This window comes from Stenotrophomonas sp. GD03654, assembly GCF_029845105.1.
Taxonomy (GTDB): Bacteria; Pseudomonadota; Gammaproteobacteria; order Xanthomonadales; family Xanthomonadaceae; genus Stenotrophomonas; species Stenotrophomonas africana.
Genome location: NZ_JAOCLC010000070.1, coordinates 1 through 24,888 on the forward strand (window position 1 = coordinate 1; position 24,888 = coordinate 24,888).

The 24,888-nt window shown below is 68.5% G+C and carries 15 protein-coding genes; 14 read left to right on the top strand and 1 reads right to left on the bottom strand.

Annotated elements, in window-relative coordinates; all coding sequences use genetic code 11:
* Window positions 1-169 precede the first annotated feature (169 nt).
* From purL to gspD, 14 genes are all read left to right on the top strand, one after another.
* Window positions 170-4,054: a phosphoribosylformylglycinamidine synthase gene (gene purL / locus N5J73_RS20160; RefSeq protein WP_152906630.1), complete on the top strand. Its 3,885-nt coding sequence runs from the start codon at window positions 170-172 to the stop codon at window positions 4,052-4,054.
* A gap of 438 nt (window positions 4,055-4,492) precedes the next feature.
* Complete coding sequence (locus N5J73_RS20165; protein WP_049443598.1) at window positions 4,493-11,674, top strand: ESPR-type extended signal peptide-containing protein; 7,182 nt, start codon at window positions 4,493-4,495, stop codon at window positions 11,672-11,674.
* Window positions 11,675-11,831: 157 nt separating this feature from the next.
* Window positions 11,832-13,685, top strand: coding sequence for a S8 family peptidase (locus tag N5J73_RS20170; RefSeq protein ID WP_049443600.1), 1,854 nt, complete (start codon window positions 11,832-11,834; stop codon window positions 13,683-13,685).
* Window positions 13,686-13,821: 136 nt separating this feature from the next.
* The gene (gspE, locus tag N5J73_RS20175) at window positions 13,822-15,546 is read left to right on the top strand and encodes a type II secretion system ATPase GspE (protein ID WP_049443602.1); all 1,725 of its coding nucleotides are present in this window, start codon (window positions 13,822-13,824) and stop codon (window positions 15,544-15,546) included.
* Window positions 15,547-15,570: 24 nt separating this feature from the next.
* Window positions 15,571-16,791, top strand: a complete 1,221-nt coding sequence (locus N5J73_RS20180) for a type II secretion system F family protein (RefSeq protein WP_049443603.1) — start codon at window positions 15,571-15,573, stop codon at window positions 16,789-16,791.
* Window positions 16,792-16,840: 49 nt separating this feature from the next.
* Window positions 16,841-17,284 (top strand): type II secretion system major pseudopilin GspG, encoded by a 444-nt coding sequence (gspG, locus tag N5J73_RS20185; RefSeq protein WP_004154150.1) that lies wholly within the window; start codon window positions 16,841-16,843, stop codon window positions 17,282-17,284.
* Window positions 17,285-17,290: 6 nt separating this feature from the next.
* Entirely contained in the window at window positions 17,291-17,785 is a 495-nt protein-coding gene (locus N5J73_RS20190; protein ID WP_049443607.1) for a GspH/FimT family pseudopilin, read from the top strand.
* A complete protein-coding gene (locus N5J73_RS20195) occupies window positions 17,782-18,207 on the top strand; it encodes a prepilin-type N-terminal cleavage/methylation domain-containing protein (RefSeq protein WP_049443609.1) in 426 nt (141 codons plus the stop codon). Before N5J73_RS20190 ends, N5J73_RS20195 begins: the two co-directional genes overlap by 4 nt.
* The gene (locus N5J73_RS20200) at window positions 18,204-18,836 is read left to right on the top strand and encodes a type II secretion system protein J (protein ID WP_049443611.1); all 633 of its coding nucleotides are present in this window, start codon (window positions 18,204-18,206) and stop codon (window positions 18,834-18,836) included. The genes N5J73_RS20195 and N5J73_RS20200 overlap by 4 nt, the downstream gene beginning before the upstream one ends.
* Entirely contained in the window at window positions 18,833-19,696 is an 864-nt protein-coding gene (locus N5J73_RS20205) for a general secretion pathway protein GspK (RefSeq protein ID WP_049443613.1), read from the top strand. Before N5J73_RS20200 ends, N5J73_RS20205 begins: the two co-directional genes overlap by 4 nt.
* Window positions 19,693-20,838 (top strand): PilN domain-containing protein, encoded by a 1,146-nt coding sequence (locus N5J73_RS20210; protein ID WP_049443615.1) that lies wholly within the window; start codon window positions 19,693-19,695, stop codon window positions 20,836-20,838. Before N5J73_RS20205 ends, N5J73_RS20210 begins: the two co-directional genes overlap by 4 nt.
* On the top strand, window positions 20,819-21,526 hold the full coding sequence (gspM, locus tag N5J73_RS20215) for a type II secretion system protein GspM (RefSeq protein ID WP_229302295.1): 708 nt from the start codon (window positions 20,819-20,821) through the stop codon (window positions 21,524-21,526). The genes N5J73_RS20210 and gspM overlap by 20 nt, the downstream gene beginning before the upstream one ends.
* Window positions 21,516-22,307 carry a hypothetical protein gene (locus N5J73_RS20220; RefSeq protein WP_049443620.1) on the top strand — a complete coding sequence of 264 codons (792 nt, stop codon included), beginning with the start codon at window positions 21,516-21,518 and terminating at the stop codon, window positions 22,305-22,307. Before gspM ends, N5J73_RS20220 begins: the two co-directional genes overlap by 11 nt.
* Window positions 22,308-22,316: 9 nt before the next feature.
* Window positions 22,317-24,518: a type II secretion system secretin GspD gene (gspD, locus tag N5J73_RS20225; RefSeq protein ID WP_049443622.1), complete on the top strand. Its 2,202-nt coding sequence runs from the start codon at window positions 22,317-22,319 to the stop codon at window positions 24,516-24,518.
* A gap of 157 nt (window positions 24,519-24,675) precedes the next feature.
* On the opposite strand, the gene N5J73_RS20230 is transcribed toward gspD, so the two are convergent.
* Window positions 24,676-24,888 (bottom strand): hypothetical protein (locus N5J73_RS20230; RefSeq protein WP_279941322.1); only part of this gene is annotated, 213 nt, incomplete at its 5' end.

A 24,888-nucleotide genomic window follows, 5' to 3' on the forward strand; every position in this document is an offset into this window, starting at 1 on the left:
CCCCCGCAACCGGACCCACCCCGCCATCCCACGGGAACCCAGCTTTTGCTTTGGCCGTTGCTGTTGCCGTTGCCCTGGCCTCGGCGGGTGCCGGGCGCCGCCCGGCCAAAGCCCTTCCCCCGCTTCCGGTACAATGTCGGGCCCGTTTCCCAACTACGGTTCCCCGGACATGATGGTCCTCGAGGGCGCGCCCGCCCTGTCGCCGTTCCGCCGCGAACGTCTTGAATCCCGCCTGCAGTCCATCGCGCCCTCCCTGCGCATCAGCGGTGCCTGGCACGTCTACTTCGTGCAGCCCGAAGGCAGCGCCGCTCCCGACCTCGACACCCTGTGCCGCATCCTTGAAGCGGCGCCGCAGGCCGAAGCCGCGGCCGAAGGCGCGGTCAGCCGCATCGTGGTGCCGCGCCTGGGCACGCTGTCGCCGTGGTCGAGCAAGGCCACCGAACTGGTCCGCGGTGCCGGGCAGCCGGTCAGCCGGGTGGAACGCGGCCTGCGCATTGACGTGCAGGGCTGGCCGGCCGATGCCGCCGCACAGCAGGCGCTGGTCAAGGCGCTGCACGACCCGATGACGCAGTCGGTGCTGGAAACCGTGGAACAGGGCCAGGCGCTGTTCTCGGCGCCGGCCCGGGGTGAACTGGAACGCGTGCCGGTGGACCAGCTGGAGGCCGCCAACCAGCGCCTCGGCCTGGCCATGGCGCAGGACGAGATCGACTACCTGCGCGAACGCTTCACCGCGCTGGGTCGCTCGCCGTCGGACGTCGAGCTGATGATGTTCGCGCAGGCCAATTCCGAGCACTGCCGCCACAAGATCTTCAACGCCAGCTGGACCATCGACGGCCAGGAACAGGACCGTTCGCTGTTCCGGATGATCAAGAACACCCACCAGCAGACCCCGCAGCACACGCTCAGCGCGTACAGCGACAATGCCGCGGTGATCGAAGGCCATCCGGCGTCCCGCTACCGCCCCGATCCGGCCAGTGGCGAGTACCGCCGGGAAGCACAGGTGCCCAGCGCGTTCCAGATCAAGGTGGAAACGCACAACCATCCGACCGCGATCGCGCCGTTCCCGGGCGCATCCACCGGCAATGGTGGTGAGATCCGCGACGAAGGCGCGACCGGTCGTGGCGGCAAGCCGAAGGCGGGCCTGTCCGGTTTCTCGGTCTCGCACCTGCGCATTCCCGAGCTGCCGCAGCCGTGGGAAGCGCCGCGCGCGCTGAACCCGCGCATGGCCCCGGCGCTGGAAATCATGACTGACGGCCCGCTGGGCGGTGCTGCGTTCAACAACGAATTCGGTCGCCCGAACCTGCTCGGCTACTTCCGCAGCTTCGAGCTGCCGGAAGGCGCCGATCTGGTGCGCGCGTACGACAAGCCGATCATGCTGGCCGGTGGCCTTGGCGCGATCGATCGCGTGCAGGTCGACAAGATCCAGCTGCAGGCCGGTGATGCGGTCATCGTGCTGGGTGGCCCGGCGATGCTGATCGGCCTGGGCGGCGGTGCCGCCAGTTCGGTGGCCTCTGGTGAAAGCGCCGAGGACCTGGACTTCGCCAGCGTGCAGCGCGACAACCCGGAAATGGAGCGTCGCTGCCAGGAGGTCATCGACCGCTGCGTGGCGATGGGTGCCGACAACCCGATCAAGTTCTTCCATGACGTCGGCGCCGGTGGCCTGTCCAATGCCATCCCCGAGCTGCTGCACGACTCCAAGGTCGGCGGCGTCATCGACCTGGGCAAGGTGCCCACCGATGACCCGTCGCTGTCGCCGATGCAGCTGTGGTGCAACGAGTCGCAGGAACGCTACGTGCTGGGCGTGGCCCAGGAGCGCCTGGCCGAGTTCGCCGCCCTGTGCGCCCGTGAGCGCTGCCCGTTCGCCGCCGTTGGCGTGGCAACCGCCGAGGAACACCTGGTGGTGGCTTACGGCGCCGTGCCGGGTCACACCCCGGCTGATGCACCGATCGACCTGCCGATGGACGTGCTGTTCGGCAAGCCGCCGAAGATGCACCGCGACACCGCGCACCCGCCGGCACCGCGCTGGCCGGCGCTGAAGACCGGTGGCCTGGACCTGCAGGAAGCCGGCCTGCGCGTGCTCGCGCACCCGACGGTCGCTTCGAAGAACTTCCTGGTCACCATCGGTGACCGCAGCGTCGGTGGCCTGACCGCACGCGAACAGATGGTCGGCCCGTGGCAGCTGCCGGTGGCCGACGTGGCGATCACCCTGGCCGACTTCGACGGCGTGGCCGGCGAAGCGATGTCAATCGGCGAGCGCACCCCGCTGGCCCTGCTCGACGCGGCGGCGTCGGCACGCATGGCGGTGGGCGAAGCGCTGACCAACCTGTGCGCGGCGCCGGTTGATGCGCTGGATGAGATCAAGCTGTCGGCGAACTGGATGGCCGCGGCCGGCCACCCGGGCGAAGACGCGCTGCTGTACGACGCGGTGAAGGCGGTGGGCATGGAGCTGTGCCCGCAGCTGGACATCAGCATCCCGGTCGGCAAGGACTCGCTGTCGATGCAGGCGCAGTGGCACGACCAGGGCGAAGCGCACAAGAGCGTGTCGCCGGTGTCGCTGGTGATCTCGGCGTTCGCGCCGGTGGCCGACGTGCGCCAGCAGCTGACCCCGCTGCTCGACCGCGAGGTGGACAGCGAGCTGTGGCTGATCGGCCTGGGCGCCGGCAAGCAGCGCCTGGGCGGTTCGATCCTGGCCCAGGTGCATGCCGACCACGGCGATCTTCCGGCCTTCGCCGGTGCCGCGCCGGACCTGGACGACCCGCAGCGCCTGCGTGGCTTCTTCGAGCTGATCCGCGATGCGCGCCAGGCCGGCCTGCTGCTGGCCTACCACGACCGCAGCGACGGCGGCGCCTTCGCCGCGCTGTGCGAAATGGCGTTCACTTCGCGGCTGGGCCTGGACATCACCCTCGATGCCTGGGGCGATGATCCGTTCCGCAGCCTGTTCAATGAAGAGCTGGGCGCGGTGGTGCAGATCGCCCGCGAAGACCGCGCCGCCTTTGCGGACCTGGTCGAGCGCCATGCACTGATCGAATGCGCGCAGCGCATCGCCAAGCCGACCACCGCACCGGTGGTGCGCGTGTCGCTGGGCGGCGAGAACCTGGCCGAGTGGCGCTGGGACGCGCTGTTCGACGCCTGGTGGTCGGTCACCCACGCGATGCAGAAGCGCCGTGACAACCCGGCCAATGCCGATGCCGAGCGCGAGATCGCCCGTGCCTTCACTGCTCCGGGCCTGAAGCCCAAGCTCAGTTTCGACCTCAATGAGGACGTGGCCGCCCCGTTCATCAGCACCGGCGCGCGTCCGCGCGTGGCGGTACTGCGCGAGCAGGGCGTCAACGGCCAGATCGAAATGGCCAACGCCTTCGAACGTGCCGGCTTCCGCGCGTTCGACGTGCATATGAGCGACCTGATCGAAGGCCGCGTGGCATTGCAGGACTTCACCGGCCTGGTCGCCTGCGGTGGCTTCAGCTACGGCGACGTGCTGGGTGCCGGCCGTGGTTGGGCGACCTCGATCCTGGAGCGCAGCGCGCTGCGTGATGCCTTCGCCGCGTTCTTCGCGCGCGAAGACAGCTTCGCGCTGGGCGTGTGCAACGGTTGCCAGATGATGAGCCAGCTCAAGGGCATCATTCCGGGTGCCGAGCACTGGCCGCAGTTCCGCCGCAACGCAAGCGAGCAGTTCGAGGCCCGTACCGCGCTGCTGGAGGTGGTGGAATCGCCGTCGATCCTGCTGCGCGGCATGGCCGGTTCGCGCCTGCAGGTGGCGGTGGCGCATGGTGAAGGCCAGGCCGTGTTCGACAACGCCGTCGACCAGGCGGCCGCTCGCGTTTCGCTGCGCTACATCGACGGCAACGGCAACGTGGCCAGCCAGTACCCGCTGAATCCGAACGGTTCGCCGGACGGTATCACCGGCCTGACCAGCAACGACGGTCGCGTCACCATCATGATGCCGCACCCGGAACGTACGCCGCGCGCGCTCAACCTGAGCTGGGCCCCGGCCGAATGGCAGGGTGACTCGCCGTGGATGCGCATGTTCCGCAACGCGCGGGTGTGGTGCGGTTGATCGCATCACATCGCGCAGGCATCAATGCCGCCGCGTATGGAAAAACCCGCCGCTGATCGGCGGGTTTTTCTTTGCGCGCGTGAAACTCCTGTCGCGGCCGCTAGTTACATCGATTTTCATGCGGCGGAACTTCGTCACGCATGCCTAACAAAAAGCTCCCATAAATACGTGAAATGGTGAACTGCTTCACGGCAATAGGATTTGCCGTGTCAAAGTCTTGACGATTTGGAAAGTTGCCGTTAACACTTGAACCCCGTTTCAGAATCATTCATTTCGCAGTAACCGGTTGGCGCACGCGCTCGGTTTTCTGTCGCTGCGCGCCGTTCGGCAATACCCCGCAGTAAATCACGCGAATAAACGCCCCCAGGGGACGTTGGGCCGGAAAGCCCAGCGGTGGCGTTGCTTTGCCCAAAACCAGTCCAATCAGGAGCCGTACCGATGAATCGGATTTATCGCAAGGTCTGGAACAAAGCATTGGGTCAGCTGGTGGTGGCCTCGGAACTGGCCTCCTCCGACAGCAGCAGTGGCGGGGTCGTCGACCGGCGCCGCGATGCGACCCAGGCCACGCCCGCACTGCTGGCGGTGGCACTGGGCCTGGCAGTGGGGATGGGCATGAGCGGCACTGCCGCGGCACAGTCGGTGCAGATCGGTGGCAGCGCCACCTGCGTGGCCTTCAGCGGCAAGCTGCTCGAAAAGTGCCTGATCGAAGGCTCGGCCAGCGCCAAGGGCAGCAACGCGGTGGCGATCGGCAGCAACAGCAATGCCAGTGCCGCCAACAGCGTTGCGCTGGGCGCTGGTTCCAAGGCCACGCGGGCCAACACCGTGTCCGTGGGTGATGCCGGCAAGGAACGGCAGATCACCAACGTTGCTGCAGGCACCCAGGCCACCGATGCGGTGAACAAGTCACAGCTGGATGCGCAGGCGCGTGCTACCCAGGCCGCGCTGGCCGACGTTGCCGCCGATGGCAACCGCTATTTCAAGGCCGACGGCGCAGGCGATGACAGCGACGCGGCGAAGATCGACGGGCAGGGCGCGGTTGCGGCCGGTGCCGGCGCGCAGTCGCTGGCCAACGCCACCACCGCCATCGGTACCCAGGCCATTGCCGCGGGCCTGGGCGCCAGCGCGTTCGGCCAGGGTGCTTTGGCGATCGGTGATGCCAGCGTGGTGGTCGGGCAGAGCGCGGCGGCGTTCGGCCTCGGCGATACCGCCGTCGGTGCCAGTGCTTACGCCGCCAGCGAAAATGGCGCGGCCACCGCCCTCGGTGCGCTGTCCGAAGCCTCGGCCGATGGCGCCACTGCCGTGGGTGGCGGTGCGGTGGCGATGGGGCCGGGCAGCACCGCGCTCGGTCGTGGTGCTACCGCTGCCAACGAAGCATCGATTGCCGTGGGTGCCTTCAGCACCGCCGTCGGTGAATACAGCACCGCGCTGGGTTCGAACTCCGCTGCGGTTGCCACCGGCAGCGTGGCGCTGGGTGCGGGCTCGCTGGCCGACCGCGTCGATACCGTGTCCGTCGGTGCCGCCGAATACGGCTTGACCCGGCAGATCACCAGCGTGGCCGCAGGCACCGAAGACAACGATGCCGTCAATGTCGGTCAGCTGAAGGGCGTCGCCGCCGTGGCCGATGCCACCGCCAAGCGCTTCCAGGCCACCGGCAGCAGCAACAGCGATGCGGGTGCACTGGCCGAAGGTGACGATGCACTGGCGGCGGGCGAGGCCGCCAATGCCCTCGGCAACGGCACCACGGCCGTCGGTGCGGGCGCCACGGCCGTCGCGCAGAATGCGACCGCCGTGGGCAACAATGCGTTGGCCTCGGGGCAGAACAGTGCCGCGTTCGGCAACAACGCGCAGGCCAACGGTCCGGGCGGCGTTGCCGTGGGTGGCGCCGCGGTGGACGCCGACGGCAACCCGCTGATCACCAGTGGCGGCGTACCGGTGGAGACCGGTGCCACCAGCGCCGGCGTCGGTGGCACCGCGGTGGGCGCCAGTGCCGAAGCCAGCGGCTTTGCGGCGTCGTCCTACGGCGTCGGCGCCTATGCCGCCGGCGCGCAGGCATCCGCATTCGGCGCGGTGGCCAATGCCATCGGTGACTACTCCACCGCGCTGGGTACGCAGAGCAATGCCACCGGCACCAGCAGCGTCGCCATCGGTGGCCCGGCCGACCTGATTCCGGGCCTGGGTTTCTTCGTGCAGACCCAGGCCAGCGGCGAAGCGGCGACCGCCGTCGGCGCCGGTGCCATCGCAAGCGGTGACCGCGCGGTGGCCAACGGCAGCTTGACCGAAGCCTCCGGTGCTGAAGCCACGGCCGTTGGCTACTTCGCTTACGCCCCGGGTGAGAATGCCAGCGCGCTCGGCGCGCAGACTTGGGCCAGCGGCGCGCAGAGCACGGCCGTGGGTTACTACGCCACCGCACGCGGCGCCAACAGCGTCGCGCTGGGCGCGAACTCCGAAGCGGTGCGTGCCAACAGCGTGGCTGTCGGCAGTGCAGGCAACGAGCGGCAGATCACCAGCGTTGCTGCGGGCAGCGAAGCCACCGATGCGGTGAACAAGGCCCAGCTCGATGCCGTGGCCAGCACCGCTGATACCACCGCGCGTTTCTTCCAGGCACAGCCGGAGGCGGGCAGTGACGCTGGCGCACTGGCCGATGGCGAAGGCTCCATCGCTGTGGGCTCGTCGAGCAATGCGATCGGCGCCGGTGCCATCGCGCAGGGTGCAGCCGCGTCGGCCATCGGCGATGACAGCGTGGCCGTGGGCCGCAACAGCGCAGCCACCGGCAATGGCGGTGTCGCCATCGGTGGCCTCGGCCAGGCCTACGACGAGTTCAACCAGCCGATCATCGGTGCTGACGGCACGGCGCAGCAGGTGGGTACCACCGCTGTTGCCGATGCCACGGCAGTGGGCAGTGGCGCGCAGGCCACCGGGGCTGCCAGCAGCGCCTTCGGCAACGCTGCCAAGGCCAGTGGTGACAACAGCTTCGCCGCAGGCGGCAAGTCGCGCGCCACCGGCAGCTATGCAGTCGCGGTCGGCGACAGCGCATTCGCCAGCAGCGATGACAGCACCGCAGTAGGCGGTTACAGCTGGGCGACTGCCAGTGGCGCGGCAGCATTCGGTTCGGGTGCATGGGCCACCGCCACCAACGCCGCGGCGTTCGGTAATGCGGCGTGGGCCAGTGGCAGCGGCGCCACGTCCATCGGTTACAACAGCTGGGCCAACGGCACCAGTTCCACGGCGGTCGGCCGCGGTGCCTTCGGCTATGGCGACAACAGCGTGGCACTGGGCTTCCAGGCGCTGGGCAACAGCATCAACAGCATCGCCATCGGCACCAACACAGTAGCCGGTGGTGAAAGCGCGATCGCGCTTGGCGCCGGCAGCAACGCCAGTGCCAGCAATGCTGTCGCGCTCGGTGCCGGCTCGGTCGCCAGCCGTGCACGCACGGTGTCGGTGGGCAGCAGCGGCAACGAACGGCAGGTCACCAACGTCGCCGCCGGTACACAGGCCACCGACGCGGTGAACAAGGCGCAGTTGGATGCGGTTGCGTCTACCGCTGCCACCACCAGCCGCTTCTTCCAGGCCAGCGGTAATGGCGACAACGTAGCCGGTGCACTGGTGGAGGGTGACAACGCACTGGCGGCCGGTGATGCCGCCAACGCCATCGGCAATGGCGCCACCGCAGTGGGCAGCGGCGCCAACGCGCTGGCCAGCAATGCACAGGCGCTGGGTTTCAACGCATTGGCAACTGCGGCCAGCGCCAGCGCTGTCGGTGCCAACGCACAGGCCACGGGCGAGTACGCAACTGCGCATGGTGCGGAAAGCGAAGCCAGCGGCGAGCAGAGCGCGGCGTTCGGTGCGGCCAGCATCGCCAGCGGTGCCGGTAGCACGGCCAATGGCGTGCTGTCCGAAGCGTCCGGCGAAGAAGCCGTGGCCGTGGGCTACTTCAGCAATGCCAGCGGCGACGCGGCCACCGCTGTCGGCAGCGAGAGCGTGGCCAGTGGTACGGCGTCGGCGGCCTTCGGTATCGGTGCCGAAGCCAGCGGCGGTTACAGCACCGCCATCGGTGGCTATGCACAGGCCTCGGCCTTCAATGCCACTGCGTTCGGCAACTTCGCCAATGCATCCGGTTCCAACAGTGTGGCAGTGGGCGGCGATTCGGAAGCCTCCGGCGCTTACAGCACCGCCACCGGTCAGGGCAGCCTGGCCACCGGCACCAACAGCGTCGCCGTCGGTGGTTCGTTGTTCGGCGTGCTGGCCACCGAGGCCTCGGGCAATTACTCCACTGCGGTGGGTGGTGGTGCCTGGTCGGGCGGCATCAACAGCACCGCGCTGGGCAATGCCGCCGAATCGCGCGGCGCCAACAGCGTGGCGCTGGGTGCCGATTCGATCGCCGATCGCGACAACACCGTGTCGGTAGGCGGTGGCGGCAACACCCGCCAGATCACCAACGTGGCCGATGGCACGCAGGGCAATGATGCGGTCAACAAGAACCAGCTCGACACCGTAGCCGCGGCAGCGGAAAAGACCAGCAGGCAGTTCCAGGCCAGTGGCAATGCCGACGGTGAAACCGGCGCGCTGGTGGAGGGTGACAACGCGTTGGCGGCCGGTGACGCGGCCAACGCGATCGGCAACGGTGCCACCGCACTCGGCAGCGGTGCCAATGCGCTGGCGGCCAACGCCACCGCCGTGGGCATCGATGCGCTGGCCACTGGCAGCAACGCGGCGGCCCTGGGCAGCACGGCACAGGCCACCGGCGAGGACAGCCTGGCCCTGGGCAGCGGTGCCAGCGCCAGCGAGGTTGGTGCAAGCGCGGTGGGTGCGCGTGCTCAGGCCAGTGGCGCCTACAGCACGGCCACGGGCACAGAAGCCAATGCCAGCGGCGGGCAGGCGCTCGCCAGCGGTTTCCGCAGCGCGGCTTCGGCTGATGGCACCACCGCAGTGGGTGGCTACGCCGAAGCCAGCGGCCGCCTCGGCACCGCATTGGGCTACGGCTCGGCAGCCAGCGGTGCCAACACCACTGCAGTCGGCTTCGGTGCCGCTGCGGCCGGTACCGGTGCCGTTGCAGTGGGGCAGTCCAGCGAGGCCAGTGGCGCTGAAAGCGTGGCCATCGGCGGCAGCACCTTCTTCGGCCTGATTCCCTCGCGTGCCAGCGGAACCGGTGCGGCGGCCTTCGGTGCCGGTGCCTGGGCTACCGAAGACTACGCGACCGCGATTGGCTGGAATTCGTGGGCGGCAGGCAGCAGCGCCACCGCGCTGGGTGCCAACGCCACCGCCAATGGCAGCAACAGCGTTGCGCTCGGCGCAGGCTCCAAGGCCGACCGTGACAACACCGTCGCCGTCGGCAAGGCCGGCGGTGAGCGCCAGGTGACGCACGTCGCGGCCGGCACCGAAGCCACCGATGCGGTGAACAAGGGCCAATTGGATGCGGTCGCCGGCGTCGCCGACAAGACCAGCCGGCAGTTCCAGGCCAGCGGCAACGCCGATGGCGAAGCCGGTGCACTGGTCGACGGCGACAATGCGCTGGCAGCCGGCAATGCGGCCAACGCCATCGGCAACGGCGCCACCGCGCTGGGCAGCGGTGCCAATGCCATGGCCGCCAACGCCACCGCCGTGGGCTTCGATGCGCTGGCTACCGGCAACAACGCGGCGGCGCTGGGCACCAACGCACAGGCCAGTGGTGTCGACAGCGTGGCCGTGGGCAGTGGTGCCAGCGCCAGCGAACTCGGTTCCAGTGCCACCGGTGCCGGCGCACAGGCCAAGGGCGCCTACAGCACCGCCAGCGGTGCGCAGGCCATCGCCAGCGGCACGCAGTCACAGGCCAATGGCTTCCGCGCCAATGCTTCGGCCGACGGCGCGTCGGCCATCGGCAGCTATGCCGACGCCAGCGGCCGTCTGGGTACCGCCGTTGGCTACGGCAGCAAGGCCACCGGCGCCAATGCGACCGCGGTGGGCGTCAGCGCCAACGCCAGCGCGGCCGGTAGCGTAGCGCTGGGTGCAGGCTCGGTCGCCGATCGTGCCAATACCGTGTCGGTCGGTAGTGCCAGCAGTGATCGCCAGATCACGCGTGTCGCTGCCGGTACCGAGCGCTCCGATGCGGTCAACCGGGGCCAGCTCGATGCGGTCGCCGCTACCGCCGATGGCACGGCGCGCTACGTCAAGGCCACCGGCGCGGGTACCGCCAGCGCCAGCGGCAACGATGCCGCCGCAATCGGTTCGGCGGCCACTGCCAGCGGCGCACGCAGCAATGCGCTGGGTGCCAACGCGATGGCCATCGGCAACGGTGCCCTTGCACTGGGTACCAGTGCCGGTGCGTCCGGCGCGAACTCGGTGGCGCTGGGCGCGGGCTCGCGCGCGCTCGATGCCAACGTGGTGTCGGTGGGCGGCGGCAACGGCACCGACGGTCCGGCCACGCGCCGCATCGTCAACGTAGCCGATGGCCGCATCGCCGCCGGCAGCAGCGATGCCATCACCGGTTCGCAGCTCAACGTCACCAACCAGCGGGTGGGTGCGGTGGAAACCCGCGTGGGCGATTTTGATTCTCGTATCGCCACCGTTGAAACCACTGCGGCCAGCGCAGTCGGCTATGACGACGCCAGCCGCGACCGCCTGACCCTGTCCGGGTTCCAGGGCACCACCATCGACAACGTTGGTGCCGGCAGCATCGCCGCGGGCAGTCGCCAGGCGATCAACGGCGGCCAGCTGTTCCAGTCGCTCAGCGATGCCGCCAGCTTCCTTGGTGGTGGCGCCAGCGTCGGCATGCAGGGCGTGTTCGTGGCGCCGAACTATGTGATCCAGGGCGCCACCTACAGCAACGTCGGCGATGCGCTGGGCGCGCTGGACCGCAAGGTCAGCGAGATCGACCGCCGCACCGCCGGTGGCTCGCGTGCGGGGACTGCCAACCTGCGCGCGATGAGTGCCTCGCTGGATGAGAGCCCGCTGGCCAGCACCGCTGATGCACCTGCAACGGCCGACGCGGCACCGGCCAGCACCGCGCGGGTGCAGGGCACGCCGACCGCTGCCGCCGCCGGTGCCGGGATTCCGGTTGGTACTCCCGCGACGGGCTTCAATGCCGTCGCCATGGGCGAGGGCGCCGTCGCCAGTGGCGCTTCATCCACGGCCATCGGCCAGGGGGCCAATGCCACCGCTGCGAACGCGGTGGCGCTGGGCCAGGGTTCTGTCGCCGATCGTGCCAACACGGTCTCGGTGGGCAGTGAAGGCAACGAGCGCCAGGTCACCAACGTGGCGGCCGGTACCACGGCCACCGATGCGGTGAACAAGGGCCAGCTCGACCGTGGCATGGCCACCGCCAACAGCTACACCGACAGTCGCGTCCAGGCCGTCGCCGACAGCTTCGATGTGTTCAAGGGCGAGATCGACGGACGCCTGCGCCACATGGACCGCCGCATCGACCGCCAGGGCGCGATGAGTGCCGCGATGCTCAACATGGCCACCAGTGCCGCCGGTATCCGCACCCAGAACCGGGTCGGCGTCGGCATCGGTTTCCAGGGCGGCGAGTCGGCGTTGTCGTTGGGCTACCAGCGTGCGATCAGCGATCGCGCCACGGTCACCCTCGGCGGTGCCTTCAGCAGCGACGACAGCTCGGTTGGCGTCGGTGCCGGCTTCGGCTGGTAAGCCACTCCATTGCGCCGGCGGCCACCCACGCCGGCGCCAAACCTGCAATGAGGGCCTGGGGGGAGGTCACGGCAATCCCGGCTGGGCCGGCCGGGAGTCGTCAAGGAATGATGGCCGCAGTGTTGGTTCGATCCATGACCCAGAAGAGGAATTCGACGTGATCAAGAAGCAGAACCTTCGCATCAATGTGCTTGCCGCCGCCGTGCTGTCGATGACGGCTGTCGGTGCCGTCCACGCTGCTGGACTGCCGACCCGTGAGCCGGTGCGCCAGGCCAGTACCGCCCAACCGGGGGCCGAGCGCATCATCGTCAAGTACCGTGCCGGCGCTGCTGCCGCCACCGACCGCTCGGCGAAGCTGTCCACCGTGCAGTCCGCACTGACCCGTGCCAGCCTCTCCGGCGGCACCTCCCGCGCCAGTACCCTCGGCCCGCAGGTGGTGCGCAAGCTGTCGACCGGTGCGGACCTCATCCGTGTGCAGGGGCGCCTGGCCCCGGCCGAGCTGCAGCGCGTACTGAAGGAGCTGAAGGCCGACCCGTCGGTGCAGTACGCCGAGGCCGATGTGAAGCTGCGCCGTACCGAGCTGCGAGCCGGTGACGTGCAGCCGGCGCTGGCGCCGAATGATCCCTACTACCAGCAGTACCAGTGGCACCTGCACAACGCCACCGGCGGCATCAACGCACCGTCGGCATGGGATGTATCGCAGGGCGAAGGCGTGGTGGTGGCGGTACTCGACACCGGTATCCTGTCGCAGCACCCGGACCTGGTCGGCAACCTGCTGGAAGGCTACGACTTCATCAGCGATGCCGAGACGTCGCGTCGCGCCACCAACGACCGCGTGCCGGGCGCGCAGGACTATGGTGACTGGGTCGAGAACGACAACGAGTGCTACACCGGCTCCGTCGCCGAGGACAGCTCCTGGCACGGTACCCATGTGGCCGGTACCGTGGCCGAGCAGACCAACAACGGCGTCGGCATGGCCGGTGTCGCGCACAAGGCCAAGGTGCTGCCGGTCCGCGTGCTCGGCAAGTGCGGTGGCTACCTTTCCGATATCGCCGACGCCATCACCTGGGCGTCTGGCGGCACGGTGGCCGGCGTACCCGCCAATACCAACCCGGCCGAGGTCATCAACATGAGCCTCGGCGGCAGCGGCAGCTGCGACGGGACCTACCAGGATGCGATCAACGGCGCGATCTCGCGGGGCACCACCGTGGTCGTGGCCGCAGGCAACGAGACCGACAACGCCTCCAAGTACCGCCCAGCCAGTTGCGACGGCGTGGTGACCGTCGGCGCCACCCGCATCACCGGCGGGATCACCTACTACTCGAACTACGGCACCCGTGTGGACCTGTCCGGTCCGGGCGGTGGCGGCAGTGTAGACGGCAATCCGGGCGGCTACGTCTGGCAGTCCGGCTCCGATGCGGCCACCACGCCGGAGTCGGGCAGCTACAGCTACATGGGCATGGGCGGCACGTCGATGGCCTCGCCGCACGTGGCTGCTGTTGCTGCACTGGTGCAGAGCGCGCTGATCGCCAAGGGCAAGGATCCGCTGGCCCCGGCCGCGATGCGCACCCTGCTGAAGGAGACCGCGCGTCCGTTCCCGGTCGCCATTCCGGCAGCCACCCCGATCGGTACCGGTATTCTCGATGCCAAGGCCGCGCTGGCCAAGGCACTGGAAGAACCGTGCACCGAGAACTGCGGGCCGGTGGCCACGCCGCTGACCAACAAGGCTGCCGTCGGTGGTCTGAATGGTGCTGCCGCCAGCAGCCGCCTGTACAGCTTCGAAGCCGTCGCCGGCAAGCAGCTCAGCGTGATCACCTACGGTGGCACCGGCAACGTGTCGGTCTACATCGCCCAGGGACGCGAGCCGAGCGCCAGCGACAACGACGGCAAGTCGACCCGTCCTGGCACGTCCGAAACGGTGCGGGTGAACAAGCCGGTGGCCGGCACCTACTACATCAAGGTGGTGGGCGAGGCGGCCTACAACGGCGTGAGCATCCTTGCCACGCAGTAAGCACGCACTGTCGTAGTTGAATGGCCGAAGCCCGTCACCGCATGTGACGGGCTTCGTCTTTTTACGAAAGGTGGCGGAGAGGCGGCGTAAATCATGGCTTAACTGCTAAAGTCGAGCCGATTGACAGGAGAGTCATGTGAACGCGCTTGCTGCTACCGCCGCTGCCGACGACGCTGAAGGCCGCATCCTGGATGCGCTGCTGGCGCGCGGCCGGCTGAAGGAAGGCGATCTGGCACGTGCGCGTCCGCTGCACGCAGAGGCCGGCGGCAGCCTGCTGGGCCTGCTGGTGCGGCTGGGACTGGTTTCCGAACGTGACCAGGCGCAGGCCAGCGCCGAGGTGCTGGGCCTGCCGCTGCTGGAAGGCAAGCAGTTGCCCGAGGCACCACCGCAGGGCCTGGCGGAGGGAGTGCCGCTGTCGCTGCGCTTCCTCAAGCAGTTCCATGTCTGCCCGCTGGCGCTGGATGAACAGGGCGTACGGCTGTGGCTGGCCGATGCCCACGATCCTTACCCGCAACAGGCCGTGCAGCTGGCACTGGGTGTACCGGTGACGCCGGTGCTGGGCATGCGCGCGGAGATCGACGATCTGGTCGAGCGCTGGTTCGGCCAAGGCCGCAGCGCGATGGGCGCGATCGTCGAAACCGCCGACGGCGAAGGCGGCGCGGTCGATGACATCGAACACCTGCGCGACCTGGCTTCGGAAGCGCCGGTGATCCGCCTGGTCAACCTGGTGATCCAGCGTGCGGTGGAGCTGCGTGCCTCGGACATCCATGTCGAACCGTTCGAGAGCCGGCTGAAGGTGCGCTACCGCGTCGACGGTGTGCTGGTGGAGGGTGAAAGCCCGCCGGCCAACCTCACCGCTGCGGTGATCAGCCGCATCAAGATCATGGCCCGGCTCAACATCGCCGAGCGCCGCCTGCCGCAGGATGGCCGCATCATGCTGCGGGTGCAGGGCAAGGAGCTGGATCTGCGCGTGAGCACGGTGCCGACCGCGCATGGCGAAAGCGTGGTGATGCGTCTGCTCGACCGTGAAACGGTGGTGTTCGATTTCCATCGCCTCGGTTTCACCGACGCGTTCCTGCCGCAGTTCCGCAAGGTGCTGGAACAGCCGCACGGCATCCTGCTGGTGACCGGCCCGACCGGCTCGGGCAAGACCACCACGCTGTACACCGCGCTCAGCCAGCTCAACACTGCCGACGTCAAGATCATCACCGTTGAAGACCCGGTTGAATACCAGATCGAGGGCATCAACCAGATCCAGGCCAAGCCGCAGATCGGGCTGGACTTTGCCAACGCCCTGCGCAGCATCGTGCGCCAGGATCCGGACATCATCATGATCGGCGAAATGCGCGATCTGGAAACCGCGCGCATCGCGATCCAGTCGGCGTTGACCGGCCATCTGGTGCTGTCCACCCTGCACACCAACAATGCGGCTGGCGGCATCACCCGCCTGCTCGACATGGGCGTGGAGGACTACCTGCTCACGTCAACCATCAACGGTATCCTGGCCCAGCGCCTGGTACGCCGGCTGGAACCGACCCACGCCGAGCGCTACGAAGCCTCGCCGGAAGAGATTGAACGCTTCGAGCTGCGCCGCCTGCAGCCGCAGGGGCCGATCCATCTGTTCCGCCCCAAGCCCTCGGCGCTGGCGCCGACCGGCTATCTGGGGCGTACCACCATCATGGAATTCCTGGTGATGAACGATGCGCTGCGGCGTGCGGTGATGCGCCGCGACGGCATGGGCGAGATCGAACGCATCGCCCGCGAAGCCGGCATGCGCACCATGTACGAGGATGGCCTGTCCAAAGCACTGAGCGGGCAGACCACCATCGAGGAAGTGCTGCGCGTGACCGAGGAAAGCTGATGCGCGCAGGATCCCGGGGCTGATATGCCGACTTACCGCTACAAGGCGCTCAATCCGCACGGCGAGATCTTCGACGGTCAGATGGAAGCGGCCAGCGAGGCCGAGCTGGTGGCGCGCCTGCAGGACCAGGGCCATCTGCCGATGGAGACGCAGCTGGCTGATGGCGGCGCGATCGGTGGCAGCAGCTGGCGCAACCTGCTGCGCCAGCGCCCGCTGCAGGGCGCCGCGCTGCTGCAGTTCACCCAGCAGCTGGCAACCCTGCTCGGGGCCGGCCAGCCACTGGATCGTGCGCTGTCGATCCTGCTCGGCCTGCCGGAAGACGAACGCTCGCGCCGCGCGATCACCGATATCCGCGATGTGGTGCGCGGTGGTGCACCGCTGTCGACCGCGCTGGAACGCCAGCACGGCCTGTTCTCGCGCCTGTACGTGAACATGGTGCGTGCCGGCGAAGCCGGCGGCAGCCTGCACGAGACCCTGCAGCGCCTGGCCGACTATCTCGAACGCAGCCGCGCGCTGCAGGGCAAGGTGATCAACGCGCTGGTCTATCCAGCCATCCTGCTGGTGGTGGTGGGCGGTGCGCTGCTGTTCCTGCTCGGCTACGTGGTGCCGCAGTTCGCGCAGATGTACGAAAGCCTGGATGTGGCGCTGCCGTGGTTCACCAACGCGGTGCTGCAGCTGGGTCTGTTCGTGCGCGACTGGTGGGTGCTGCTGCTGGTGGTGCCGGCGGTGCTGGTGCTGTTCCTTGAACGCAAGGCGCGGCAACCGGCCTTCCGGCTGGCGCTGGACGGCTGGTTGCTGCAGCGTCGCGGCATCGGCCGCCTGCTGGGTGAACTGGAAACCGCGCGATTGGCCCGCACGTTGGGCACCCTGCTGCGCAATGGCGTGCCGCTGCTGGGTGCCCTGGGCATTGCCCGCAACGTGCTGGGCAACCGCGCGCTGGCCGTCGATGTGGAAGCCGCCGCAGACGAAGTGAAGAACGGTGCCGGCCTGTCGCTGGCGCTGTCACGCGGCAAGCGTTTCCCTCGCCTGGCGCTGCAGATGATCCAGGTTGGCGAGGAATCCGGCGCCCTCGATACCATGCTGCTGAAGGCCGCCGACACGTTTGAACAGGACAGCGCCCGCCGCATTGATCGTCTGCTGGCGGCAATGGTGCCGGCGATCACCCTGGTGCTGGCCTCGGTGGTGGGCGCGGTGATCGTGGCCGTGCTGGTACCGCTGTACGACCTGACCAATGCCATCGGTTGACGATGGATCCCTACGCAACCCCGAAACTCCGCAACTGAAAGGACCGACCATGATTGCTTCCCGTCGACCGATCCGCCTTTCCTTCACCGCCGCGCGCAACCAGTCGGGCATGAGCCTGCTGGAAATCATCATCGTCATCGTACTGATCGGCGCGGTGCTGACCCTGGTGGCCAGCCGCGTTCTGGGCGGTGCCGACCGCGGCAAGGCCAACATCGCCAAGGCGCAGGTGCAGACCGTCGCCTCCAAGATCGACAACTATCAGATCGACACCGGCAAGCTGCCGGGTTCGCTGAACGACCTGGTGACCGCACCGGCCGGTGTCGGCGGCTGGCTGGGCCCGTATGCCAAGCCGGCCGATCTGAACGACCCGTGGGGCCACGCGCTGGAATACCGCGCGCCGGGCGAGGGGCAGCCGTACGAGCTGGTCAGCCTGGGCAAGGACGGCAAGGCCGGCGGCAGCAGCGTCGATGCCGACATCCGTTACCAGCCGTAAACCTGCATGACCCATTTCCTGCCGCGCCGGCTGCCACGCCCGCGCCTGCACGGCAGGCGTGCGGCGGGCCTGTCGCTGCTGGAAATGCTGCTGGTGATCGCGCTGATCGCTGCGATCGGCCTGATCACTGCTGCAGGGCTGTCGCGCGGGTTCGCCGGCATGCAGCTGCGCAGCGCCGGCAAGGACATCGCCAACCAGCTGCGCATGGTGCGCGCGCAGGCGATCGCCCGTGGCGAGCCGCAGCGTTTTGTCATCGAGCCGGCAAAGCGGCGCTGGGAAGGCGCCAACCAGCGCCACGGTGACGTGCCGGCACAGCTGCAGGTGCAGTTCGAAGGCGCCGCGCAGCTGGCCACCGCGCCGGGGCAGGGCGTGATCGAGTTTCACCCCGATGGCGGCTCCAGCGGTGGCCGCATCCGGTTGCAGCGTGACGACGCCGAATGGCGCATCGATGTTGGCTGGTTGACCGGCGAGGTCCGCTCCGGCCCCTGGCGGTCGCAATGAAGCGGCGCGCCCGCGGCTTCACCCTGCTGGAAGTGATCATCGCCTTCGCCCTGCTCGGGTTGGCGCTGACCCTGCTGCTGGGAAGTCTCTCAGGTGGCGCGAAACAGGTGCGCGAGGCCGAGCTGCGCACGCGTGCGGTGCTGCATGCGCAGTCGCTGCTGGCCGAGGCCGGGGTTGCCTCGCCACTGCAGGTCGGCAGTCAGCAGGGTGACTGGGAACAAGGCCGCTACCACTGGCAGCTGCAGGTGCAGCCGTGGGTGGAGCCACGCGCCGGCAACGTGGCGCAGGCGCAATCTCAATCACCGGGTGCCCCCTGGTTGGCCGAGCTGCAGCTGCAGGTGCGGTGGGGCGACAGTGAGCGTGAGCAGCTGCGCTGGCGCAGCCTGCGCCTGTTGCCGCCGGACCTGGAGAGCGCGCGATGAAACGCCGCGCCGCGGGTTTCACTCTGGTTGAAGTGATGCTGGCCACGGTGCTGCTGGCCGGTGGCCTGGCGTTGGCGTTCGCCAGCGTTCGCTCGGCGATGGCGGTCAGCCAGCGCGGCGAGCAGATCGCTGCCGAGAGTGAACGCATGCGCGCAGTGGAGGCGTTGCTGCGTCGGCAGTTGGCAGGCGCGCTACGTACGCCGCTCGAAGCGCCTGATCCCACCCGCGAGCCGATCTTCTTCCAGGGTGAAGAGAATCGCATGCTGTTCGCCGCGGATCTGCCGGGTTATCTCGGTCGGGGAGGATCGTACCTGCATGCACTGCAGGTTGATGGCCGCAATGGTCAGCAACGTCTGTTGCTGGATCTGGTGCTGCTGCAGGAAGGCGAGCGCATCGCGGAGAATCCACCACGTCCGCCGGAAGTGCTGGTGGAGAACCTGAAGTCGGTGCAGCTGCGCTATCGCGGCATCGATGCCAGCACCGGCCAGGTGACCGACTGGATGCCGCGTTGGGACGATACCCGTCGCCTGCCGATGCTGGTGGAGATCCAGATCGTGCCAGCCAAGGGCGCGCCCTGGCCCACGCTGGTGGTGGCGCCGCGCGCCGGTGGCAGCGGAGGTGCACGGTGATCCGGACACGTGGCGCGGCACTGGTGCTGGTGCTGTGGCTGATCGCGTTGATGACCGCACTGGTCGGCGCCTTCGCGCTGAGTGCGCGTGTCGAGCACCTGCAGCAGCGGGTGCTGGATGACGATGCGCGTGGCCAGGAGCGTGCACGGGCGGGTCTGGAGTACGCATTGACGCGGCTGTCCGCCGATCCGCAGCGGGCGCCCTGGCGCGCCGATGGCCGTACCTATCGATGGCAGTTCGATGACGCCAGCATCGAGATCAAGGTGCTGGACGAGAACGGCAAGATCAACCTGAACCTGGCCGACGTGACCCTGTTGACCGCCTTCCTCAAGGCGCTGGGCGAAGACGAAGGGGCAGCGCGGCAGTTGGCCGGTGCCATCGTCGACTGGCGTGACGAGGACAGCCTGCTGCAGCCGGGAGGGGGCGCCGAGGCGCCTGACTACGCGGCGGCCGGGTTGCCGTACGGCCCGCGCAACAAGCGTTTCGAGACCCTTGGCGAGCTGCAGCGGGTGCTCGGCATGCGTGGGCCGCTGTATCAGAAGATGCTGCCGCACCTTACCCTGTACAGCCGCCAGGCGCGGCCGGATCCGCAGTTCGCCAGTGCCGTGGTGTTGACCGCATTGGGCCTGGACGCCGATACCGTGCTGGCCCAGCGTGCCCAGCAGGAGCGTGATGCCGATTCCGCTGCCGGTGCGTCAACCCTTGCCAGCAGCAGTGGCACCTATAGTATCGAGTCCCGTGTCACCGACGGCAGTGGACGCCGGTCGGTGTTGCAGGCGGTGGTACGCAATGGCTCGGGCGGGGTTCCCGGGCGGTCCTACACAGTGCTTCGCTGGGAGCAGGGAATGACAGCAAGATGACGGCTTGGCAGGACAGTCTGCGGCAGGTGCAGGGCCGGATCGGCCCCGGCGTCGGCCGTTTCCTGCGCTGGTGGCGGCAATCGCTGCTGGCCTGGGTGCCGGCTCGTTGGCAATGGGCGCTGGGCTGGGCACAGGCACGCCTGCTGCTGCAGTGCGAGGGCGAGCAGTTGCAGGTCTGGCGTGAGGCGGGCGAGCGTCGCGAGCCGGTGGCGCGCCTGCCGTGGCCGCTGTCGCCGGTTGAACTGGACCGGGTGCTGGAGGCGCGGCTGCGCAGCCTGCCGCGGGTGTGGCTGCTGCCGGCCAGCGATGTACTGCGTCGTCAGCTGCGGTTGCCTGCGGCGGCGGCCGACCGCCTGCGCGCGGTGGTCGGCTTCGAGATCGATCGGCAGACGCCGTTCGAATCCAGCCAGGTCAGTTATGACGTGCGTGAATTCGGTGTGGCCGGCGAAGGCCAGCTGCAGGTCGAACTGGTGGCCTGGCCTCTGCGCCAGCTGGAGGCCTGGCGCAACGACGTGGGCCAATGGGCCGACGCGCTGGCCGGTGTCGATGCGATTGATGCACAGGGCACCACGCTGCAGGTGAACCTGCTGCCGCCCGCACAGCGCCAGGTGCGGACCGATCCGATGCGGCGCTGGAACCTGCTGCTGGCGGTGGCCGCGGTGGTGATGCTGGTGCTGGCCGGCCTGCAGCTGCTCGACAACCGTCGCGCGGCGGCCGAAGAACTGCGCGCGCAGGTGGAGCGCAGTGCGCGCAGTGCACGCGGCGTGGCCAGCGAACGAGCGCAGCTGCAGGCGCTGATCGACGGTGCGGCGTTCCTGGAAAAGCAGCGCAGCCAGCGCGCAGGTACGGTGGAGATCTGGACCGAACTGACCCGCCGCCTGCCGGAAGGTACCTATCTGGAAAAGCTGGCCATCGAGAGCAACAACCTGCAGTTGATCGGGCTCAGCCGCGAGGCGTCGCAGCTGGTACAGCTGCTGCAGGACGCGCCGCAGTGGCGCAAGGTCAATCTGACCGGTGTGCTGCAGGCCGATGGTGCCGCCAGTGGCCGCGACCGCTTCACCATGACCGCTGAGCTGCAGCCGGTGCCGGCAGCGGCCCCGACCCGGGAGGCGGCCGATGCCGATGCCAAGCGCACGCCGTGACCGCTGGCTGGCGTTGGCGCTGCTGCTGGCAGTGCTGGGCCTGGCCTACCTGCTGCTGGTGCACCCCTGGTTCACCCAGCCGCTGCGCGAGATCGATGCCGATGTCGCGGCGCTGCGCGAGCGAGAGTCGCGCGTACAGTCGCAGCTGCAACAGCAGCCGCAGATCGAACAGCGCCTGCGAGCCACACGCGAAGCCCTGCAGCAACGGCCGGGATTCCTGCGCGAGGCCACCGCCGAAGCAGCCGCCGCCGCACTGGGCGCCAAGCTGCAGGATGCGGTGGCGATGGCCAGCCCGGGCAACCGCAGCTGCACCATCAGCAACCGCACGCCGCTCACCGACAACCGGCGCGACGCCGAGTTCGTGCGCGTTGCCATGCAGGTACGTCTGCGCTGTGGCGTGGCCGAACTGGCCACCGTGCTGCACAGCCTGGAAACCGGCAGCCCGCGTTTGTTCGTCGACAACCTCAACCTGATCGCACAGCGCTTCCAGCAGTCGCCGAATGAATCCGGGCTCGGCCTGGACGTGTCGTTCGAACTGGCCGGTTACCTGCTGCCCGGTGCCGCTGCCGATGGCGCTGCGCCGGCACCTGCCGCCGAGCCGGGCGCGGCGGCGCCGCCGCCATCGACCGCACCAACACCCGCACCGGCTGCGCCGGAAGAAGGGCAGGAGGTGGCCGATGAAGCTTGAGCAGATCAGCCTGCGTACCGGCTTCCTGCTGGCTCTGGCCGGCTGGGCGGCGGCGGTCTGGCTGGCCACCGGCTTTGGCCTGGGCAGTCGGTTGCCGGGTGCCGACAGCGATGCCGATGCGGCGCCCTCGCTGCCGGCCCTGCCGCCACTGGCTGCCGAGCGCATGGCCAGCGCCGACAGTTACAGCGCCATCGGCGAACGACCGCTGTTCGCCGAGGACCGCAGGCCGAAGCCCTACCTGCTCGGGGGCAGCGAGCCCGCCGCCAGCGCCGCGCTGCGCCTGACCGGCGTGCTGCTGACCGGCGACTTCGGCATGGCCACCTTCACCACCGAACAGAACCGTTCGCTGCGCCTGCGCCTCAATGGCGACGCCGTGGATGGCTGGCAGCTGGTGGGGCTGGCGCCACGCCAGGCCACGGTGATCGGCCCCGGTGGCAACCAGGTGCTGGAACTGGCCGTATTCAATGGGCAGGGCGGCGAGCCGCCGACCGTGCTGCGCGGCGCCAACGGTGCGCCGCCGGCAGGTGCCATCGTTGTGCCGCCCCCGGCAGGCGCTCCGCCGGCACCGCCGGCGGCGGCTGCAACCCCATCGCCGTCGCCTGCTGGCAGTGCGCCAGCGCCTTCGGCTGCGGCGGCCGCCACACCGCCTGCCAACAACAACGGCCCCAGCGAAGCGCAGATGCAGGCCATCCGCGAACGCATCCAGGCCCGTCGCCGCCAGCTGCAGCAACAACAGCAGCAACAACCGTCGCCGCCCCCGGGCGATGGCACCAACCGATAGAGTGAATGCATGAGCCTGCGTTTTCTTCCCTGGTCCTTTGCCCTCGCGCTGCTGGTCGGCTGCAGCACCGTGTCCGCGCCGCATGTGCAGCGCAAGGGCAACCTGACATCCACCACCGATGCCGGACAGGCAGCGGAGGTGGCCGCCGATGCCGCCCGCGACGCACAAGGTGCGCCACAGGCGGTGATCCGTCGTGGCACCGGCACCATGATCAACCGCGAGGCAGCCCGCTCGCCGGCACCGGCACTGCATGGCGCCAGTACCGGTGAAGCGACCTTCAACTTCGAAGGCGAGTCGGTGCACGCGGTGGTCAAGGCGATTCTCGGTGACATGCTGGGCCAGAACTACGTGATCGCCCCGGGGGTGCAGGGTACGGTCACGCTGGCAACGCCCAAGCCGGTGTCGCCGGCGCAGGCGTTGAACCTGTTGGAAATGGTGCTGGGCTGGAACAACGCACGCATGGTCTACAGCGGTGGCCGCTACAACATCGTCGCCGCCGACCAGGCGCTGGCCGGCACGGTTGCGCCGAGCACTGCGCCGGCCGCCAGCGCGCGCGGTTTCGAAGTACGTGTGATCCCGCTGCAGTTCATCTCCGCCACCGAGATGAAGAAGGTGCTGGAGCCGTATGCGCGGCCCAACGCCATCGTCAACGTCGACAGTGGCCGCAACGTGATCACCCTGGGCGGTACCCGCGCCGAGCTGGAAAACTACATGCGCACCGTCGAGATCTTCGACGTTGACTGGCTGTCGGGCATGTCGGTGGGCGTGTTCCCGATCCAGTCCGGCAAGGCCGAGCAGGTCGCCGCCGACCTGGAGAAAGTATTCGGCGAGGAGAGCAAGACGCCAAGCGCCGGCATGTTCCGCTTCCTGCCGTTGGAAAACGCCAATGCGGTGCTGGTGATCACCCCGCAGGTGCGCTACCTGGACCAGATCCAGCAGTGGCTGGACCGCATTGATACGGCCGGTGGTAGTGCCCGCCTGTTCTCCTACGAACTGCGCTACATCAAGGCGCGCGACCTGGCCGAGCGCCTCAGTGAAGCGTTCGCCAGCAGCGGCAACCGCGGTGGCTCCAGCCCTGCATCGCTGGCGCCGGGCGCGATGCCATCGCAGCTGGGCAGCGATGGCGACCGTGGCATGGACAGCAACAACAGCAGCAGCTTCGGTTCGACCCCGGGCAGCAGCGCCAGTGGTGGCGGCAATGGCAGCATGAACCTGCCGCAGCGCCAGTCCGGCAACGTCAGTGTCAGCCTTGAAGTGGAAGGCGACCGCGTGGGCGTGTCGGCGGTGGAGGAAACCAACACCCTGCTGGTGCGTTCGACCCCGCAGGCCTGGCGCTCGATCCGCGAAGTGATCGAGAAGCTGGACGTGATGCCGCTGCAGGTACATATCGAAGCGCAGGTGGCCGAAGTTTCGCTGGATGGCGACCTGAAGTACGGCGTGAACTGGTTCTTCGACAATGCCGTGGCCGGGCGTGCGCTGACGGGAGCATTGGGCGGCGTGACCCTGCCGGCAGCAGCGGGTGGCTCCTGGAGCAGCTTCGCCGGTGCCGCGACCGGTGGCGAAGGCCTGGGCTGGGCGTTCACCGGCCACAACGGCGCAGCGGTGGTGAGCGCGCTGGACAAGGTCACCGATGTGCGCCTGCTGCAGACCCCTTCGGTGTTCGTGCGCAACAATGCCGAGGCCACGCTCAACGTGGGCGACAAGGTGCCGATCAACACGACTACGGTGAACACCGGCATCGGCACCAGCAGCTACAGCTCGGTGCAGTACATCGACACCGGCGTGATCCTGAAGGTGCGCCCGCGCGTGACGCGCGACGGCACGGTGTTCCTCGACATCGTGCAGGAAGTGAGCAGCGCCTCGAACGTGCCCGACAACTGTAATCCGACCGAGCGCAACTGCAACCCGCGGATTTCCACCAAGAAGCTGTCGACCGAAGCGGCGGTGCAGAGCGGCGACACCATCATGCTGGCCGGCCTGATCACCGATTCGGGCACCGATGGCAGCAGCGGCATTCCCGGGTTGAGCCGGATTCCGGTGGTGGGCGCGCTGTTCGGGCAGAAGAGCCGCACCAGCCGCCGTTCCGAAGTGATCGTGCTGCTGACCCCGAGCATCGTGCGCAACAGCCAGGAAGCGCGCAATCTGACCGACGAGTACAGCCAGCGCTTCCGCGCGATGGAGCCGCTGAACCAGCCGCGCGCAAAAAAGTAAGGGGTTTTCGGCCGGGCTGCGCCCGGCACCCGCAGAGGCCAGAGCCGGAGCCAGAGCAACGGCAACAGCGGGTTTACTGAGGGATGGCGGGGCACTGTGGGTTTGCGGGGACGCCGTAAATACGTCCATGTAGGCTTGGTCGCCGCATCCATGCGGCTCACACCCCGCAAACCCACAGTGCCCCGCCTTCGACAGTTTCCTGCTGCTGTTGGTAGGTGTCGACCTTGGTCGACACGATCCACGCCATGCGTGGATGACTCTCCATCGAAATCGAATATTTCGATATATGTGAGATCTGAGCCGAGCATGGCTCGGCTCTACAGAAGAGCAGGCAGGTCGCGGAAATCTGTCGAAGGCGGGGTGGGTCCGG